Annotated in this window: 14 protein-coding genes; 10 read left to right on the plus strand and 4 right to left on the minus strand. The window is 49.8% G+C overall.

Annotated features, from left to right (window positions below):
- Nucleotides 1–24 precede the first annotated feature (24 nt).
- The 5 genes from ACO08I_RS16870 (at nucleotide 25) to ACO08I_RS16890 (ending at nucleotide 8,658) form a co-directional block, all read left to right on the plus strand.
- Nucleotides 25–1,227, plus strand: a complete 1,203-nt coding sequence (locus ACO08I_RS16870; protein ID WP_421946546.1) for an MFS transporter — start codon at nucleotides 25–27, stop codon at nucleotides 1,225–1,227.
- A gap of 196 nt (nucleotides 1,228–1,423) precedes the next feature.
- On the plus strand, nucleotides 1,424–3,880 hold the full coding sequence (gene thrA / locus ACO08I_RS16875) for a bifunctional aspartate kinase/homoserine dehydrogenase I (RefSeq protein WP_421946547.1): 2,457 nt from the start codon (nucleotides 1,424–1,426) through the stop codon (nucleotides 3,878–3,880).
- A complete protein-coding gene (locus tag ACO08I_RS16880; RefSeq protein ID WP_421946548.1) occupies nucleotides 3,880–4,815 on the plus strand; it encodes a homoserine kinase in 936 nt (311 codons plus the stop codon). The genes thrA and ACO08I_RS16880 overlap by 1 nt, the downstream gene beginning before the upstream one ends.
- A gap of 2 nt (nucleotides 4,816–4,817) precedes the next feature.
- Nucleotides 4,818–6,134: a threonine synthase gene (thrC, locus tag ACO08I_RS16885; RefSeq protein WP_282776120.1), complete on the plus strand. Its 1,317-nt coding sequence runs from the start codon at nucleotides 4,818–4,820 to the stop codon at nucleotides 6,132–6,134.
- A 181-nt stretch (nucleotides 6,135–6,315) separates the two neighbouring features.
- Nucleotides 6,316–8,658, plus strand: coding sequence for a M1 family metallopeptidase (locus tag ACO08I_RS16890; RefSeq protein WP_421946549.1), 2,343 nt, complete (start codon nucleotides 6,316–6,318; stop codon nucleotides 8,656–8,658).
- A 410-nt stretch (nucleotides 8,659–9,068) separates the two neighbouring features.
- Here the strand turns inward: ACO08I_RS16890 and ACO08I_RS16895 are convergent, their stop codons facing one another.
- Together ACO08I_RS16895 and ACO08I_RS16900 are read right to left on the minus strand one after the other, a co-directional pair.
- On the minus strand, nucleotides 9,069–10,151 hold the full coding sequence (locus tag ACO08I_RS16895; RefSeq protein ID WP_282776116.1) for a PepSY-like domain-containing protein: 1,083 nt from the start codon (nucleotides 10,149–10,151) through the stop codon (nucleotides 9,069–9,071).
- Between the two features lie 340 nt (nucleotides 10,152–10,491).
- Nucleotides 10,492–11,706, minus strand: coding sequence for a kelch repeat-containing protein (locus tag ACO08I_RS16900; protein WP_421946550.1), 1,215 nt, complete (start codon nucleotides 11,704–11,706; stop codon nucleotides 10,492–10,494).
- Nucleotides 11,707–11,986: 280 nt separating this feature from the next.
- Between ACO08I_RS16900 and ACO08I_RS16905 the strand changes: the two genes are divergently transcribed.
- From ACO08I_RS16905 to ACO08I_RS16915, 3 genes are read left to right on the plus strand one after another with little or no spacing between them, the layout of a single operon-like run.
- The gene (locus ACO08I_RS16905) at nucleotides 11,987–13,078 is read left to right on the plus strand and encodes a diphosphomevalonate/mevalonate 3,5-bisphosphate decarboxylase family protein (protein WP_421946551.1); all 1,092 of its coding nucleotides are present in this window, start codon (nucleotides 11,987–11,989) and stop codon (nucleotides 13,076–13,078) included.
- A gap of 25 nt (nucleotides 13,079–13,103) precedes the next feature.
- Nucleotides 13,104–13,628, plus strand: a complete 525-nt coding sequence (locus ACO08I_RS16910) for a rhodanese-like domain-containing protein (protein WP_052515868.1) — start codon at nucleotides 13,104–13,106, stop codon at nucleotides 13,626–13,628.
- A gap of 22 nt (nucleotides 13,629–13,650) precedes the next feature.
- On the plus strand, nucleotides 13,651–14,898 hold the full coding sequence (locus ACO08I_RS16915) for an aminotransferase class I/II-fold pyridoxal phosphate-dependent enzyme (protein WP_282776110.1): 1,248 nt from the start codon (nucleotides 13,651–13,653) through the stop codon (nucleotides 14,896–14,898).
- A gap of 203 nt (nucleotides 14,899–15,101) precedes the next feature.
- Here the strand turns inward: ACO08I_RS16915 and ACO08I_RS16920 are convergent, their stop codons facing one another.
- Complete coding sequence (locus tag ACO08I_RS16920; protein ID WP_044218509.1) at nucleotides 15,102–16,010, minus strand: AraC family transcriptional regulator; 909 nt, start codon at nucleotides 16,008–16,010, stop codon at nucleotides 15,102–15,104.
- A gap of 389 nt (nucleotides 16,011–16,399) precedes the next feature.
- On the opposite strand from ACO08I_RS16920, the gene ACO08I_RS16925 reads away from it, so the two are divergent.
- On the plus strand, nucleotides 16,400–17,923 hold the full coding sequence (locus ACO08I_RS16925) for an aldehyde dehydrogenase family protein (RefSeq protein ID WP_282776107.1): 1,524 nt from the start codon (nucleotides 16,400–16,402) through the stop codon (nucleotides 17,921–17,923).
- An 88-nt stretch (nucleotides 17,924–18,011) separates the two neighbouring features.
- Nucleotides 18,012–18,392, plus strand: coding sequence for a DUF779 domain-containing protein (locus ACO08I_RS16930; protein ID WP_282776105.1), 381 nt, complete (start codon nucleotides 18,012–18,014; stop codon nucleotides 18,390–18,392).
- A gap of 3 nt (nucleotides 18,393–18,395) precedes the next feature.
- Here ACO08I_RS16930 and ACO08I_RS16935 read toward each other — a convergent pair whose 3' ends face one another.
- Entirely contained in the window at nucleotides 18,396–19,352 is a 957-nt protein-coding gene (locus ACO08I_RS16935) for a TonB family protein (protein WP_421946552.1), read from the minus strand.
- Nucleotides 19,353–19,458: the final 106 nt, after the last annotated feature.

Consider the following 19,458-nt stretch of genomic DNA (forward strand, 5'->3'; position numbering starts at 1 on the left):
CATCATTCAGAAGCTACGCCATTCATGCGCCATACCCGACAGCTCCGTGACAGCCTGCCACTTTTAGCGTTCGGATTACTGCTTACCTTTTTCTCCAGTTTTGGGCAGACCTTTCTGCTTTCCCTTTATGTGCCTGCTATTGAAGCTTTGCTGGGTATCAGTAATACCGTTTTTGGTAGCCTGTACGCGGTGGCAACGCTTTCGAGTGCATTTACCCTGCCCTGGCTGGGAGGGCGGTTTGACCATATGCCTATCCGTGCTTACACGCTCATGGTTTTAGCAGGGCTGGTGGCAGCGCTTTTGTTGCTTTCTTCAGCTCGTCACCTCGTGGTAGTAGTGATCGCCTTTTACGGGCTTCGTTTATTTGGGCAGGGGCTGATGAGCCATACAGCGGTTTCAGCCATGGCGCGTTACTTCGAGGCCAACCGGGGCAAAGCCATTGGTATTACCACACTAGGGCACCCCATCGGCGAGGCGACCTTACCTTTGCTGGTGGCCTTGCTCATAGGGGGCTTTGGCTGGCGCTCAACCCTGCAATTCTTCGCTTTGAGTATTGTTGTGGTGGTGTTGCCTGCCACTCTGCTGTTGCTTAGCGCAGCCCGGTCCACGTTGAAAAAATTTGAAGCCACCAGCGATACGGATGCTGCAGCTATGCCACACCAAAGCATTTGGCGGCTGATGGCTGAGCGCCGGTTCTGGATTATCACGCCTTTGGTATTCATGACCGGCTACACGAATACGGCTTTGTTTTTCTTCCAGCTCAAGCTGGGAGAAGCGAGGGGGTGGACACCGGAATGGGTAGCCGGTTCTTTGTCAGCCTTTGCACTGGCCAGTGCTTTGGGGATGGCAGGGGCAGGCCCACTGGTAGACCGGCTTTCGGGGCGGCAGTTATTTCCGGGCTATATGATTCCCTATGTGGCCGGCCTGCTCGTGCTGGTTTTTTTTCATCAGCCCATTGCATATCCTGTAGCGCTCCTGCTCATGGGATTGGCAAACGGCTCGGGGAGTACGGTTAAGAATGCCATGCTGGCAGAGATTTATGGCATTCAGGTTATTGGAAAAGTACGGAGTGTCTTTACCACAATCATGGTAATCAGTACGGCCCTCGGGCCCATCAGCTTTGGTGTGCTTCTGGATGCCAATCTTTCTTTTACCTGGATATTCGCATTGGTAGCTGTTATCATTGTGCTTACTATTGTGAATGGCTGGAGGCGGTTAACAAGCTGATGTCGAATTTTTTAAAAATTACGGCCGCCAACCTTCAATCAAACAGCTAAGGCAGAGTCATTTCTATAGCCTGACTGCCCAACAATCCAACAAACCTGTATACATTTGCCAATACCAGGCTGCTGTCATATCGGGGTGAATTCCGATGGCACCAGGAAAACTTCATCATCTACAGATTTATGAACTGAGTTAACCCATGAAAGTATTAAAATTTGGCGGCTCTTCTGTCGCTAAGCCTGAGCGCATACGAGGTATTGTGGACATCCTGAAAGGATACTACACCAAGGGTGAAAAATTTACAGTGGTCTTCTCTGCTTTTGGCGGAGTTACGGATGCACTCATCGAAATGAGCGCCCTGGCCGCAAGCGGAGATGAAGCCTATCAGGCTGCATTCGATGCTTTTCGGCAAAGGCATATAGATGCTGTGGAAGAACTGCTCAAGGATGAGTTCAGGGCGGTTGTGTTACCGGAGCTGGAGCGTAGCCACGAAGTACTCAAAAATTTGCTTTATGGTGTTTTCCTGGTCCGGGAGGCGTCTTTACGCACGATGGATTATGTGCTTAGCTTTGGAGAACGCAACTCGGCTTTCATCATCGCAAATGTTCTGCGTCAAAGTGGGATTAGTGCAAGCTATCTGGATGCGCGCCGGGTCATTAAGACGGATAAAGCCTTCGGCTCGGCACGGGTGGATTTCAAACTGACCTATCAGAAAATCCGCGAGCACTATGCGCAGCACCCGGATGTGCAGGTAGTCACTGGGTTTGTGGCTTCTGCCAAAGGGGGGCTGACGACTACGTTGGGACGTGGCGGGTCAGACTATACCGCAGCCCTGATTGCCGCCGGGCTTGATGCGAGCGTGATTGAAATCTGGACAGATGTCGATGGCGTACTCACGGCTGACCCCCGAAAGGTGAAACGGGCTTTTACCATCCCGAGCATGACCTACGCAGAAGCGATGGAGATGTCTCACTTCGGCGCCAAGGTCATTTATCCGCCTACCCTGCAGCCGGCGTTGCTCAAGAAGATACCACTTTATATTAAAAATACTTTTAATCCGTCTTTTGAGGGTACGCTGATTTCCGATCATGCAGATCCCGACGGGCACGCCGTAAAAGGGATTTCCTCTATCAGCCACGTAGCGCTGCTGACCTTGTCGGGTAGTGGGCTATTTGGAGTACCGGGCATTGCGGGCCGCCTGTTTTCTTCTTTGGCGGCAGCGGGCATCAACATCATCCTCATTACACAAGGCTCTTCGGAGCATTCCATAAGCTTTGCTGTTCAGCCAGCTGTGGCCAATAAAGCCCGCAAGCGTGTAGAGGAGGAGTTTGAGTATGAAATGAGTATGAAAGTCATCTCACCTGTCAAGATAGAGGCGGACCTTTCGGTGGTCGCTATCATCGGTGAGAATATGCGTTATCAGCCGGGTATCTCAGGACGGCTTTTTCAAGCGCTTGGCCACAATGGTATAAATGCCGTTGCCATCGCTCAGGGATCTTCTGAGCTGAATGTATCGGTGGTGATCAACCGGACAGATGAGGCTAAAGCATTGAACGCCCTGCACGAGTCTTTCTTCCTTTCTGACACCAAAGAACTGCATTTATTTATGATCGGTGTCGGGCTCATCGGTAGTACGCTCATTGAACAGATTAAGAATCAGGGGGCTTACCTTAAAGAGAAGCGGGGCCTGGAAGTCCGCATCGTAGGTATGGCTAACAGCCGGCAAATGCTTTTCCAGGAAGAGGGCATTGATCTGGACAACTGGAAGGCTGCCCTGCAGGAGAAAGGTATGGATATGGACCCTGCCATCTTCATCGGTAAGATGAAAGAGTTGAATTTGTCGAATACCATTTTTATCGATAATACAGCAAGTGCAAAAGTAGCCGGCTTTTATGAGGACATTCTCAACTCGAGTATCAGCATTTCAACGCCTAATAAGATTGCCGTCTCTTCCGGCTTCGCACAGTATCAGCGCCTGAAAGCGATTGCTGCCCGACGGGGCGTACAGTTTATGTACGAAACCAATGTAGGTGCAGGCTTGCCGGTGATCTCGACCTTAAACGACCTCATCATCAGCGGTGATCAGATTTTGAAGATTGAAGGGGTGGTCTCGGGCTCCTTATCTTTCATTTTCAATAACTTTAAAGCAGGTACAAGCTTCAGCGAAATCGTAAAGCAAGCTCAGGAGCTTGGCTACACCGAGCCGGACCCACGAGTCGACCTCAACGGTTTGGATGTACAGCGCAAGCTAATCATCCTGGCCCGGGAAACAGGTTTGCCTTTGGAAGCCAAGGATGTTGATATTGAGAATATCCTGCCCACGGCTTGCCAGGAAGCGGATACAGTGGAAACCTTCTTTGGTGCTTTGGCTGATTCGGATCCGCATTTTGAGCAGTTGAGGGCGGAGGCGGAAGCGGAGGGCAAAGCCCTGCGGATGATTGCGAAGCTGGAAGGGGCTAAAGCCACTATTGGGCTGGAAGCGGTTGACGCTGATCATCCATTCTACAATCTAAGTGGCAGTGACAACATGATTGTATTTACCACCGAGCGCTACAAAGACCGCCCACTCGTGGTACGTGGCCCTGGTGCCGGAGCGGCAGTAACAGCTGCCGGGGTTTTTGCTGAAATCATCACTATTGGAAACTACCTCAGTTAATGAATAAGGAAGTACGCGTTTTTGCACCGGCTACTGTAGCGAATGTAGCGGTGGGGTTTGATATACTCGGATTTGCGATTGATGGGCCGGGGGATGAAATTATTGCCAGACATAGTAATGACTCGGGTGTGATTATCACCTGCATTACTGGTGATGGTGGTAAGCTCCCTTTAGAGGCAGAGAAGAATACAGCAGGCTTCGCCGCCATTCGTTTGCTGGAGCAGTTGGGCAAGACGGAGCTGGGCGTAGAGCTGGAGATTCATAAAAAAATGCCTTTTGGAAGTGGGCTGGGATCGAGCGCGGCAAGTGCTGCCGCCGGGGTAATGGCAATTAACGCGCTGCTTGGCATGCCTGTGCCTAAAATAGAGTCCCTGCACTGCGCCGTCTTGGGTGAGCAAATTGCGGATGGGGCTTACCATGCCGATAATGTAGCCCCTTCTTTACTGGGCGGAGTTATCCTTATCCGGGCGAATGAGGGCTTAGATGTCCATAGCCTGCCTATTCCGGACGAACTGCATGCCGCTGTGGTCTATCCCCACGTAAGTATTCTTACCAAAGATGCCCGTGATGTACTCAGTCCCACCACTACCCTGCCCCAGTGCATTCAACAAACCGGTAACCTGGGCGGACTGGTTGTTGGCCTATACGAATCAGACTATGAATTAATCGGGCGGTCATTACAGGACGTGATTATTGAGCCGCAGCGCGCTCAGCTCATTCCCGGTTTCAGCACCGTCAAGTCCGCTGCTTTGGAAGCTGGTGCGCTGGGATGCAGCATATCCGGAGCCGGCCCATCTGTATTTGCACTATGCAAAGGGCGTGAGATAGCTCAGACAGCCGGGGCTGCCATGCAGCAAGCCTTCTTGACCCAGGACATTCCCTGTGATTTATTCGTCTCCCCTATCAATAAGGAAGGCGCCAAAATACTAGCTTAGCGATGAGACTATACAGCACAAAAAACAGAAGCGAATTTACCAGCCTCCGGGAAGCCGTACTGCGCGGGCTGCCTCCTGATAATGGGTTATACATGCCCGAGTCTATCCCCGCTCTGCCCGAGCCTTTCATCCGCAACCTGAAGGATTATTCCTTTCAGGATATCGCCTTCACCATAACGAAGACCCTTTTTCAGGGCGCTATTCCGGATGAAGATCTGCGGAAAATTACGGATGATGCAGTGAATTTTGAAGCGCCGGTCGTGTCTCTGAATGAGCATCAGCATATACTAGAATTATTCCATGGGCCCTCACTGGCCTTCAAAGACTTTGGTGCCCGTTTCATGGCGCAGCTCATGAGTTATTTCAATCAGGGAGAATCCCGGGAATTGGTCATACTGGTGGCCACTTCCGGCGATACCGGCGGTGCAGTAGCAGCTGGTTTTTATCAAACTCCCGGTACGCGGGTAGTCATTCTCTACCCTAAGGGCAAAGTTTCCGACCTGCAGGAAAAGCAGCTCACCACCCTCGGGCACAATATTAGTGCCCTTGAAGTGGAAGGCACTTTCGACGATTGCCAGGCGATTGTGAAGCAGGCTTTTTTGGATGAAGAGCTCACGAGCCGTATCCGCCTGACCTCTGCCAATTCCATCAATATTTCCCGTCTGGTACCACAGTCTTTCTACTATTTCGAAGCTTTTAAGCAATTAGAAAAGCAGGAAAACGTCGTTTTTTGCGTGCCCAGCGGCAACTTCGGCAACCTCACTGCCGGTCTTTTAGCACAACGCATGGGGCTGCCCGTGCAGCACTTTATCGCTGCGACGAATATCAATGATGTCGTACCAGAATACCTGGAGTCCGGCGCGTATACACCCCGCCCTTCTCAGCGCACCCTGAGCAACGCGATGGATGTAGGCAACCCTTCCAACTTCGCGCGTATGCAGGACCTTTACCATGATCTGGAGGAACGTTCCACGTGGAACAATATGAAAGCTTCTATCAGTGGTTACGCGTACACAGATGAAGCTACCCGTAAAGCGGTTAAGGAAGTGTATGACCGTTATGGTTACGTGATTGACCCTCACGGGGCTGTGGGGTATCTGGCACTTCAGGAGTATCAGGAAAAGAACCCAGGAGCGAACGGTGTCATCCTGGAGACGGCTCACCCGGCTAAATTCCTGCCTGATGTTGAAGCTATTTTGGAGCAAACGATAACTGTGCCGGAACGTTTGGCTGTGCTGAGCGATAAAGAAAAAGTAGCCGACCTAATGCCGCCTGAGTACGGTCCGGTGAAGAAGTGGCTCCTGGAGCACTTGGGGTAACACGTCAATTGCAACATATATTAAATGCCGTTCGATGAATGTACTATCGAATGGCATTTTTGTTCCACGTGGAACATTTAGCGTTTGTACAACTAAGCTTTCCTTTTGGCTGTTAGAAAACTATTGCAAACGCTACCTTTGCATGCATACGATAATATTAAATTCAAACTACAGACTTAGTATGAAGCAGCTATTGTTACTGCCGCTCCTGTCTTGCCTTGCATTAGGGGCATGGGCGCAGCAAGAAAATACCAATACCAATAAGTTCAGGCAACTTTACACCGAATTGCCGACACCTAACGTGTACCGGAATGCAGCAGGCGCGCCCGGGCATGAATACTGGCAGCAAAAAGCAGACTATGTCATTGACATAGAACTTGATGATGAGCAGCAGCGGATATACGGTGAGGAAACAGTTACCTATACTAATAATTCTCCGGACCCACTGGAGTATATCTGGGTGCAGCTCGATCAGAATATGCGTGCCAAAGACTCGGATACTTACAAAATTCAGCAGAGTGAGATGGATGACCGGATGTCCTCCGGGCAACTGAAGCGTCTTACGCCTACCTTTGATGGTGGCTTTAAGCTGGACTATGTACGGGATGCCAGTAATAAGCCATTACCGCATATCGTCAATAAAACGATGATGCGCATCGACCCCCCCGCTCCTATTCAGCCGGGCGAACAGTTCGTATTCAGGGTGAAGTGGTGGTACAATATTAATGACCGTATGGAAATTGGAGGGCGCTCCGGGTATGAATACTTTGAAGAAGATGACAATTATCTGTACACTATTGCCCAGTTTTTCCCGCGGATGGCCGTCTACAACGACGTAGAGGGCTGGCAGAATAAACAGTTTTTGGGCCGTGGCGAGTTTACTCTGCCCTTTGGCGACTATAAAGTGAACATTACAGTACCGGCTGATCACCTTGTGGCTTCTACAGGCACCTTACAAAATGCCAATGATGTCCTTCCCCGTGATAAGCGCAAAAAGCTGGAGGAAGCGCGTGCCGAAAGAGAAACACCGGTCATTATCTACTCGGAGGAGGAAGCCCGCGAAAACGAAAAAACGAAGTCTGATAAGAAGAAGACCTGGACTTTTGCTGCTGAGAATGTGCGCGACTTTGCCTTTGCTTCCTCCCGGAAGTTCATCTGGGATGCTATGGGCGTAGAGCAAAGCGATGGCAGTGTAGTCATGGCGATGTCGATGTACCCTAAGGAAGGCAACCCGCTCTGGGAGCGCTATTCGACTAAAGCAGTTGCCCACACTCTGAAGTGGTATTCACATTATACTTTCGACTACCCCTACCCGGTGGCATGGTCTATTCATGCCAAGTCCATTGGTATGGAATACCCTATGATCTGCTTTAACTTCGGGCGCCCGGAAAGCGATGGCACCTATAGCGAGCGTGTGAAGTATGGCATGATCGGAGTGATTATCCACGAGGTCGGGCACAACTACTTCCCAATGATCGTCAACTCTGACGAGCGGCAGTGGACCTGGATGGACGAAGGGCTGAACTCCTTCCTGCAGTACCTTGCCGAGCAGCAATGGGAACGCGACTACCCTAGCCGCCGTGGGCCTGCTTACAAGATTGTTGACTACATGAAGGGCGATAAGTCCAAGATTTCACCAATCATGACCAACTCGGAGTCCATTTATCAGTTCGGGAATAATGCCTATGGCAAGCCGGCTACTGCCCTTAATATCTTACGGGAGACCATCATGGGGCGTGAGCTTTTCGACTATGCCTTTAAGGTGTATGCTAATCGCTGGATGTTCAAGCATCCCTCTCCTGCTGATTTCTTCCGGACTATGGAGGATGCTTCTGCAGTTGATCTTGACTGGTTTTGGCGGGGCTGGTTCTTTACGACCGATCATGTGGATATCGCATTGGATGATGTAAAGTACTACCGCATGGATACCAAAGACCCACTGGTGGAAAGTAAGATTTCTAAAGAGCAGCGTAGCGAGTCCCCGCAGTACATCAGCAGCCTCCGAAATGCTCGTGATATTGAGCAGACACAGGATGAGATAGACCCTGCTCTGAGGGATTTCTACACTGACTACGACCCGCTGGATTTCGATATCCTGGATAAAGAAGCCTACGATCGTTACCTCAATAGCCTGACTGCTGAGGAGCAGGAAATGCTAAAAGCCGGTCAGAATTTCTACCAAATGTCTTTCCGGAACGCAGGTGGTTTGGTGATGCCAATTATCGTTCAGTTGCAATTTAAAGATGGCACCACTGAAGACCACTACATCCCCGCTGAGATTTGGAAAATGAATGATGAGGTGGTGAAAAAAGTTTTCATTACGGACAAAGAGATTGCGCAGGTAGTGCTCGATCCCTACCTGGAAACTGCTGATGTTGATACCGGCAACAATTATTATCCGCCGCGTACCCAGCTGAACCGCTTCGAAATGTTCAAGCGTCAGGGTACAAGCCGTTGGGGCGGTGGTGAAAATCCGATGCAGCGTGCCCGCCGGGCAAAGGAAAAAGAAGAGGGTACGAATTAATCAACCTTTTCTATTGGTTTTTCTCCTTGAATGGGAGGCGGGCTGTTTTTTCAGCTTTCCTCCCATTTTTTATAGCTAAATGTTAAAATTTGGGCTGAGAATGGATTTATAGAGGCAGATTTTTGGGGATGGCGTTATGTATCATAATTTTTATTAAGTTGTTTTGCTTTTATTTTGATTATTAGATATTTATGTATTTTACATTGAATGGTTTTTTTGTTGTAACAGGCTGTTTTAGGTGTGTTTAAAGCCCAAATGATTCGCATATTTTTGATCAGCCAGTACAGAGGGCTTATTTGCGGCAAAGAAAAGGGCTCTCTAAAAGTAAAAAAGGAGCCATCTGTGATGGCTCCTTCTGCAATTGAATACGGGGGAAAACTAAATTTTCGTTTTCATAGCATTTGTGTCGTTTAGTCTTCGAAGCTGCAGATGATGCTGCCATCTGCAGTTAGTACCACATCGTACTCGTCTTCATCATCATCATCGTCGTTTTCTACTTCTACCCAGTACTGAATGCTGCCATCAGGCAGGGTCAGCATTTCTGCATCGTTGATATTGTAGTTAGGGTACTGCGCATTTAAGGTAGCGACTACTGCGGCAGGCAGGGAAGCCGTGCTGATGTCGTCCCCTTCGAAGAGGAAGTTGCCGTCGAGGTCGAAGTACAGGTCAATATCCTGACTGCCCATTTCGATTTCTACTTCAAGGATGTTGGTGTTATTGCAGAACTCCTCTGTATAGGCTTCGTCGATTTGGTAGCCGGGGTAGTTGCTGTTGATGAACTCGCTTACGCCTGCTGGCAGGTTGTTGACTTCGTTGTCATCGTCATCATCATCATCGTCGTCATTGCCGTTGTCATCATCGTCGTCGTCATCATTGCCATTGTCATCATCATCGTCGTCGTTACCGTTGTCGTCATCGTCGCCATCATCATCGTCATCATTGCCATCGCTATTTTCGCTGCATACGAATATACCATCGATAGAGAAGTAGACTTCCAGATCATCGTATAGTTCAACCTCGAAGAACTCCAGGCCGTACTCTACGTCGATGCTGACTTCGTCAATCGCCATGCCTGGGAATTCTGCTTCCAGGTAGTCGAGTACTTCCTGTGGCAGGTCGCTGATGCTGATATAGGTATCGTCGTTATCAGGTCCGGAGCTAATGAGGCTGCCGCTGGCGTCAAAGAGCAGCTCGTATTCCAGGTTGAGGCTGTCGAGTTCTACACCAAAGCGTACATCGCCATTTTCCAGGTAGCGGTCCACATCGTCTACCTCCCAGTTGGCGAAGTTGGCCTGAATATAATCCTGAGCGGCAGCGGGCAGGTCGCTGTAGCTGGCGTCCACACCATCATCGCATGGGCTGAAAACAGCATCCGGGTTAAAAACAGTACTAAAGGGGTTGCCGCCGGGCGAGCTGTTGTCGTCAAGCAGGTTGCAGCTTCCAAGTGTGAGGGCGGTGATGAGCGCGAGGGCTCCAAACATTAAATTTTTCATAGCACAAATTAAGTTGATAGAGATTTGAATTTTGGTCGGGATTGTATTTCCCTTTTGATTACGCTACAAAGATGCGGGCAGAAAAACACCTTCACAACTACAAAAAGAGTGATTTGTCAAAACAATAAAAATGTATTTTTTGTGAACTAGATTCTAAAACCCTTCAAAATGATATTATATTATTTAATATTTTAATTTGTTAGTCTTTTTTGTCATAAGTGTAGTCGAAAAAATGCTCGATAATATTCAAATTTGACATAAAAAAAAGGGGCAAATGCCCCTTTTCTGCACAAAAAAAGAAAATACCAGCCTGGAAGTAATCCCAGGCTGGCTTGTTTTTTTACTGCTTAGTGATGCGTTTTACGGTACGCTCCTGCCCAATAGTCGCCTCAATAGTGTAAATGCCGGCAGGCAAAAAGTCGAGTGTCAGGTTGGGGAGTAGTCCCCTGGCCCGATAAACTTCCTGCCCCTGATTGTTCAGTACGCGGACGAGGCCTTCTGTTTCGTTGGTCAGCCAGTTGAGCTGCACCTGGCTGGAAAACGGATTAGGGAAAGCTTCAAACAGTTCCGGCTGAGTGGGCAGCTCTTCAGGCGTATTGCTGATTTCTTCCAGCTGATAGCGGTAGTTATCGCTAGGGGAATAATTTAGTGTACCATTTACATTTGAGGGGCCGCCCAGCAGATAAACCCAGCCATCAAGCAGGAAAGAGGCAGGGGCCCAGCGGGAAACGCCCGGGTGCGGCGGCAATTCTTCCCAAAGGTCCAACTCCGGGTCATAAGACCAAAATTCGCCTTCTTCCATAGAAGTATGGTCTCCTCCGTCCCCACTCAGCACATAGCCTTTGCCGTTGTAGGAAAACTGGGTGCCGGCTACGCGCCCTTCAGCGGGCAGCGTGGCCACTTCGGTCCATTCTTCTGTAGCCGGGTCATACCGGTACCATTGGTTAGAAATAAAGTTGTCGCCATGCCCAAAGCCGGTATAGATATAGTCGCCTAGCCCAAATTGAAAAGGGTGGTGCCTGCGTGCACCAGGGAAGCTAGGCTTCTGGCTCCAGCTGTCTGTAGCCATGTCATATTCCCACCAGTCCCGGAGGTTGCCATTGGCCGAACCACCCATGCCTACGAATATCTTATCGTTGTGCGCAATAAATGCCGGATGTATTCTGGCCTGGCAGGGGCATGGTGCCAGCTCCGTCCATTCACCGGTTTGAGGGTCGAAGACCCAAAGGTCGCGCATGTAGGATGAACCGCTAAATCCAAATCCAAAGTAGGCTTTACCGTCCCAGGTATCGCCAATGCCAAAGCCCCGGAACCCACCGGGAAAGTCATCCAGCTCTGTCCAGGTGTCGGCTTCGGGGTCATACTGAAAGAAAATATCCAGGTAGCTGAATTCATCCGCGCCGGCAACAAGATATCCTTTACCATCCAGCGCAAAGGCATAAGAGTGGTCTGTCACCAGGTTGTTTGGTAAGGGAGCTATGGTGTCCCATTCCGACTGAGCCAACAGTAGGAAGGGCGAAACAAATAGGGCAATAAATAAGTAGAGTGGTTTCATTTTGTTGAGATGATTATTAGGTCAATTAATAGGTGTGCCTCGGAATAAGGTGTTGCTCAGGTTGGTTGTCCCGATTGAAATCAATCAGGCATAAAGCGCCGATTGGTAAACAAGAGACACTAAAATGCCATTTTGGTTGAGGAAATCAAACGAAAACATTCTGATTGGTCGGCTACAGGTCAGGCTAAGTACAGGTCAGGCTAAATTTCCAGTATCTCCTCTCCGACTTTCTTATCGTAAGGGTTTAAACCTTACTTTTGTGAGACCCAAAACGCAACGCATGTCAATGGATTATAAAAACCCAAAATTGGTACTCGAAACGGCCAAGGTTCAGCCTGGGCGTATTGTATGGCGCAGCCCTTCCAACCTCGCCATCGTCAAGTACTGGGGAAAGCACGGGCGGCAGTTGCCGCGCAACCCTTCCATCAGTTTCACCCTGGACCGCGCCTATACCGAGACGGAGGTAGCCTATGCGCCCAAAAAGGGTGCGGACCGGGGTATCGCTCTTGATTTCTACTTTGATGGAAGCCCCAACGAAGCTTTCGCCAAAAAAGTCAAAGCGTTCCTGGAAAGCATCACTGAGATTTTTCCCTTTCTGAACCAGCTGGATTGGACGATACGTTCCACGAATTCCTTTCCTCATTCTTCAGGTATTGCCTCTTCAGCATCAAGTATGAGTGCTTTGGCCTTGTGCCTGTGTACCATAGAGGATGAACTCTTCGGCACGCTCAGTGACGATGACGCCTTTCGGCAAAAAGCCTCCTATGTAGCCCGCCTGGGCTCCGGCAGTGCAAGCCGCTCGGTATACGCAGGGCTGGCCTTGTGGGGGGAAATGGGCGAAGTGCCCGGGTCTTCTGACTTGTACGCCATCCCTATGGCCAATCAGGTGCATGAGGTGTTCAAGACCTACCACGATGCCATCCTGATTGTGAGCAAAGGAGAGAAATCAGTGTCAAGCCGGGCCGGGCACGGCCTGATGGAAGGCAATATCTACGCCACCAACCGCTATCAGCAGGCTCGTCAGCACATGCACGACCTGCTAAGCGCCCTCCGTACGGGCGATGAGGACCATTTTGGGCGCATTCTGGAGAGCGAGGCGCTCACCCTGCACGCTCTCATGATGGCCTCCAACCCACCTTACATCCTGATGCAACCTCATACCATTACACTTATTAATAAGGTGCAGGCGTACCGAAAGGAAACCGGGCACCCGCTGTACTTCAGCCTGGATGCCGGGCCGAACCTGCATTTGTTCTTCCCGGACCGAATAAAGGAAGACGTTGAAAACTTTATCCATGCCGAATTGGTACCATACTGTGAAGACGGGCGCTGGATTGCTGATAAGGTCGGTAAAGGCCCGCTTCAGCTCTGATTTTCGTCAATTAAAAGTAAAAACCATGCGTTTTTTTTCCGTAATCATTGGAGTACTGATGCTGGGCCGCCCGGGCTGTACACAACCGCCGGAGGACCGCCCGCCAGTAGGCAATCCGAAGTTTGATGAGACGATCAGCAGCATGCTGAGCTTTACGGTCCCAATAATTGGCGTTCAGGAGGTTAGGGATATTCAGGATGAAGTTTATATCTTTGACGCTCGAAACCGGGAAGAATATGAGGTGAGCCATATTGAGGGCGCCCGTTTTCTCGGCTATAAAAATTTAGACGAACAAGCACTCAACGGAGTGCCCAAAGATAGCACGGTGGTACTGTACTGTTCTATTGGTTACCGCAGCGAAAAAGTGGCGGAACAGCTCCGGGAGCGGGGCTTTACCAAGGTTTATAATTTGTACGGCAGTATTTTCGAGTGGGTGAATCAGGGATACCCCGTTGTGGATACCACCGGCGAACAAACCAAAAAAGTCCATACCTACAATGCTAAATGGGGCAAGTGGGTGGACAAAAAACAGGCTGAAAAAGTCTGGTAATCATCATCAAATCAAATTCTTTATGGATTTATTTGCAAAGTTTTTGGAAGACAGAGGGCCGCTGGGCAAGTGGTCCCGTACGGCGCACGGTTATTATACCTTCCCAAAGCTCGAGGGCGAGCTGGGCAGCCGCATGCAATTCCAGGGCAAAGAAAAAATCGTTTGGAGCGTTAATAATTACCTGGGGCTGGGCAACCACCCGGAAATCCGAAAAGTGGACGAAGAGGCCAGCCGCGACTGGGGCCTGGCTTACCCTATGGGCTCCCGTATGATGTCAGGCGAGACGTCTTACCACGAAAAACTGGAGCAGGACCTGGCAGAATTTGTGCACAAAGAGGAAGTGCTACTGCTCAACTTCGGCTACCAGGGCATCATGTCCATCGTGGACTCCCTGCTGACGCGCAAGGATATCGTGGTGTACGACAAAGACTGCCACGCTTGTATCTACGATGGCATTCGCATGCACATCGGCAAGCGGCTGCCTTTTGAGCACAATGATATTGAAAGCTTCGAGAAGCAAATCAAGAAGGCGAAGATCTTCCAGGAGCAAACCGGCGGCGGTATCCTCGTGATCACAGAGGGCGTATTCGGTATGCGCGGCGATCAGGGTATCCTGAAGGAAATCGTTGCTTTCAAAAAAGAGTACGGCTTCCGTATGCTGGTAGATGATGCGCACGGTTTCGGTACCCTCGGTGCCACTGGTGCCGGTGCGGGTGAAGAGCAGGGTGTGCAGGATGACATCGACCTGTACTTCAGCACATTCGCGAAGTCTATGGCCAGTATCGGTGCCTTTGTAGGTGGCGATAGCGAAGTGATTGAGTTCCTGCGCTACAACCTGCGTTCTCAGATTTTTGCGAAGTCGCTGCCGATGCCATTAACCATCGGTAACATCAAACGCCTCGAGATGCTGCGCACCCGACCGGAGTTCAAAGATAAGCTCTGGGAAAATGCCAACAACCTGCAGAAAGGCCTGCGCGACCGCGGCTTCGACCTGGGCAATACATCCAGCTGCGTGACACCGGTCTACATGCATGGTTCTGTGGAAGAAGCGATGGTGCTGGTGAAAGACCTGCGCGATAACTACGACATCTTCTGTTCCGTGGTCGTGTACCCCGTGATTCCGAAAGGTATGATCCTGCTGCGCCTCATTCCGACTGCAGCGCACAACCAGGACGATATTGATCAGACCATTGAGGCCTTTACCGCGATTTCTGATAAGCTGAAGTCCGGTGCTTACGCCAAGCAGGCTGAACTGATCAAACCTGAGTAAGGAAGACAGTAATTTTACTACATATTTTCGGATGGCCGCCTGTGATGGGCTGGCCATTCGTCTTTTATTGCCATTTCAAGTTTATTCCCTTAAATTGAGATAGCCACAAAAGCAGGGCAAATCTACAACTGAGCAGGTCCAATTAGCCTGGAAGAAGGGCTGGTACTGGATATGAAGCGCTTACTAAGGCTTTAGATCAGGCCCTAGCATTTCCCCATCACCTGCTCCCGGTAGGCTTTTGGCGACAGCCCGTATTTGCGCTTGAAAACCCGGTTGAAGTACGACCCGCTGTTGAAACCAGCAGAAAGATAGACGTCCTGTACCTTTCGGGTAGGGTCCTCCAGCATACGACGCGCCAGTTTTATCCGCTCATTGTTGATGAACTCCACCGGGGTGACGCCGAAGTGGTCTTTAAATACCCGGTAAAAGTTGGATTCGCTCATGTAGACTTTCTGGCTGATTTGTTCCACGGTCAGTGACTCCCCCAGGTGCTCGCGTATAAACCTTATGGCGAAGGACAAGCGGTTGTTGTCATCTACCTGCCCCTGCTCAATGTAGTTGGCCCGTGCTTCCGCCTGCAGTATCCGTACGATCAGCTCCTGTAGCATCAGATTGGCAAACAGGTCTTTGGAGGGGTGGTCTTCCGTACATAGGAACAGCAGTCGCTGAATGATTTGCTTGATCGCCACCGTATTCGTAAAATGGAAACTGCTGGGGGTGAAAGCCCATTCTTCCCCATCCCCCTTAGGTGCTGACTCGTTGAGGGACTGAATGGTTTTCCGGATTTGATCCTCCGAAAGTGTCATAGCCAGGCAATGCGTGGGGTTGTCAATTTCGGCTTCCGGAAAATTGATGCACATGGTCTCATCTGCCGGCAGTAGCAGCGACTCGCCGGGCAGGAATTCAAAGGACGGTTGCTCCCGCAGTTTCATTACCTTTTTCCCCCGGATCATACTGGCAAAAACCGGTTGGTGGAACTTCAGCAATACCTCTTCGGCTTGCTGATGGGTTTCAAAAACATTGACTTCAGCTTGTTCCATGGTGAAGGAAGTCTTGTTCTCTACCAACGTATCGAGGCGGCGGTACAAGGAGAAGTTTTGAGGTAACTGCATACTAAGTCGCTGTTTTTATGCTGGGGAAGAGGTATTTTTCTTGTTTCAGCAGCCTAAGTAATTTTGCTGCCGTTATTTCCGAAGTAAATTTTTTATCCTCCCTGATCTTCTTCAAATATCCTATTCCTAACCAGACCTGCCAAATAAAATTACGATTTAGGCGGCATGTCATACTTTCTTTGCTAGGATAGTACAAGTTTGTAAGAGAATACGTCAAACTTACGGATGAAAACCATCATAATTTTGCTTTCAGGAAGTTGTTCCGTAAAAAAATTCCGGAATGGCTGTAGGGTTAAAAATTTGAATTCGACAAACCGGCGTTGCTCCGGAAAATGCATGGTTCGATTTTGAATTCAGGTATTACAAAAACAGAAAATGAAACTAAGATTATGAGTAGTGCATCCACAATTGCTCAGGATAAACTGAGCCCGCCAAAATTTAAAGCACAATACGATAACTTCATAGGAGGCAAATGGACAGCTCCTGTAAAAGGAGAATACTTCGAAAATACCTCACCTGTAGATGGCAACACCTTTACTAAGGTTGCCCGCTCCACGGCAGAAGACATTGAGCTGGCACTTGATGCTGCCTGGGCAGCTGCTCCAGCCTGGAACACTTCTGCTGCTGCTTACCGATCCGGCCTTTTGCTCAAAATCGCGGATGTGATGGAGCAAAACCTGGAAACGCTGGCCCGCGTGGAAACCTGGGACAACGGGAAGCCACTCCGTGAAACTATGGCTGCTGATATGCCACTGGCCGTTGACCATTTCCGCTACTTTGCCGGAGTCATCCGGGCAGAGGAAGGCAGTATGAGCGAGCTCGACGCTAATACGGTTTGTATCAATGTAGAAGAGCCTCTTGGTGTAGTTGGGCAGATTATCCCCTGGAATTTCCCCATCCTGATGGCAGCATGGAAACTGGCTCCTGCGCTTGCTGCCGGCAACTGTGTGGTGCTGAAGCCTGCTGAGCAGACTCCGGTCGGTATTCTGGTAATGATGGAAATGATTCAGGATATCCTGCCAGCCGGTGTGCTCAACATCGTGAGCGGCTTTGGTATCGAAGCCGGAAAGCCTTTGGCATCTAACCCCCGCATCAACAAAGTGGCCTTTACGGGAGAAACCACCACGGGGCAGTTGATTATGCAGTACGCATCCAAGAATATCATCCCGGTTACCCTGGAGCTGGGTGGCAAGTCGCCCAATATCTTCTTCAAGAGCATCATGGATGCGGATGATGACTTCTTCGACAAATGCCTGGAAGGTGCCGTTATGTTTGCCCTCAATCAGGGTGAGGTCTGTACCTGTCCGTCTCGTATGCTGGTGGAAGAGAGCATTTTTGACGCTTTCATCGAACGGGTCGTGGAGCGCACCAAAGCCATTAAACTGGGGCACCCGCTTGACCTGTCTACGATGATGGGCGCTCAGGCCTCAAGCGATCAGTATGAGAAGATTCTCAACTACATTGAAATCGGCAAAGAGGAAGGCGCTGAGGTACTCTGCGGAGGCGAAGCGGCTTACAACGAAGGCCTGCAGGGCGGCTACTATATTATGCCAACCATCCTGAAAGGCAATAACAAGATGCGGGTATTCCAGGAAGAAATCTTTGGTCCCGTAGTTTGTGTAACTACCTTCAAGGATGAAGCTGAAGCGATTGAGATTGCCAATGATACGCTCTACGGGCTGGGAGCCGGTGTCTGGACCCGCGATATGCATCAGGCTTATCAGATTTCCCGTGCTGTGGAAGCAGGGCGCGTATGGGTGAACAACTACCACGCTTATCCAGCTCACGCTCCATTCGGTGGCTATAAAAAGTCAGGTATTGGACGCGAGAATCACAAGATGATGCTCGCCCACTACCGTCAGACTAAGAATATGCTGATCTCCTATGACAAGAAAGCCCTTGGCTTCTTTTAGGACGTAAATCAATAAAACTAGAGCAGGCTTACCAGGCATTCGTGTATGGTGAGCCTGTCTTTTTTTCCTAACCAGAAAAGCTAAAGAAATGGTACATCGCGTATTGGTCTCTCCCGAGGCCCGGGACGTCATTGATCAATTGAGGGAACAAAACGGCCCGCTCCTATTCCACCAAAGTGGCGGCTGTTGTGATGGCTCTGCGCCCATGTGCTTTGCGAGGGGCGAATTGCTACTGGACGATAATGATGTCTGGATTGGAGAGATCCACGGCTGCCCCTTCCTGATGTCTAATGATCAGTTTGAATACTGGAAGCACACACAGCTTACTGTAGGCATCACCAAGGGAAGGGGCTCCAGCTTTTCACTGGAAATCCCCCTGGGCATTCGGTTTATCATCCGCTCCCGTCTTTTTACGGATGAAGAACTGGCGCAATTGGTACCGGTGAGGAAAGGGAGCGAGGTAACCTGATCATTATCTGAGTTTAAACCGGATCGGGAGCATAAACTGGACATTTACAGGTTCACCATTCTGCTGACCGGGTTGCCATTCGTTCAGTAGCTGAGTTACCCTGATGGCTTCTTCCCGGACAGGGTCACAAAGCCCCCGGAGTACTTCTATATCATTAATCTGACCATTTTTCCTGACCACAAATCGTACAATCACGGTGCCTTCAATGTCTCTTTTCACTGCAAACTCAGGATAGCGGATACTTCTGTAAATGACCCCGAGCATTTGTTTATCTGCGCACCTTTTTCGCTCCTTTCCTTCGAGCTCCAGGCATGCCGCATCCATGTACATGGGCATTTGCTCTTCCATTTCCGGCAGGTCTATCTCTTGCCCGGTGCTGTCGTAGGTGGTGCGCCAGAGCAGCTCTCCCTGTTGGTACTCTCCCTCTTTGAATAGTTTCCCATTATCGTGGTATACCTGAAAGTCACCATCTTCCTTACCTTCGCGGAAATGATAAACAGACGCCAGCTTTCCCTCTTTTCCATAGGTTTCCCATAAACCCTCTTTCTTCCCGGATTTATAGTGCCCGGTTTTTTCCAGTTTACCACTATTTTTGTAAAAGTACTTCCACTGACCTTCGGCTTTACCTTGTAAATGCTGCCCCTCCCACCAGGGAGTACCATCATCGTACCATCGCCTTGAAGGGCCTTGGGGGGTCTCTCGGCTGCGATTCAGGTAGGTCTCGTAATCTGTCATGACGCCTGTGGAAGGGTAATATTGCTTGAAGACAAAGGTCCCCTCCAGTGTTCGTTCCCAGGAAGTGTAGTAGGTACTGACCAGGTGCGTGGACCCTTCGTCTATGCGGTCAGCGTACTTCTGACTATAAGAGGATTGATTGGCCTGAACTTCAGTGAAAGGGGTACATGCAGTGAAGCTGATACCCATCAGAAAAAGAAGGAGGCAGATTAAGCGTGTGAGCATACGGATAAGATTTTTTAGAGTGAGCGCTTTTTGTTCGCAATAAATATACAATATTCAGCTCAGACCTTTGTGCCTTTCAGGATTTTATACTTAGCTACGCCCATCA

The sequence above is a fragment of the Phaeodactylibacter xiamenensis genome (genome assembly GCF_965229835.1).
Lineage (GTDB): Bacteria > Bacteroidota > Bacteroidia > Chitinophagales > Saprospiraceae > Phaeodactylibacter > Phaeodactylibacter xiamenensis.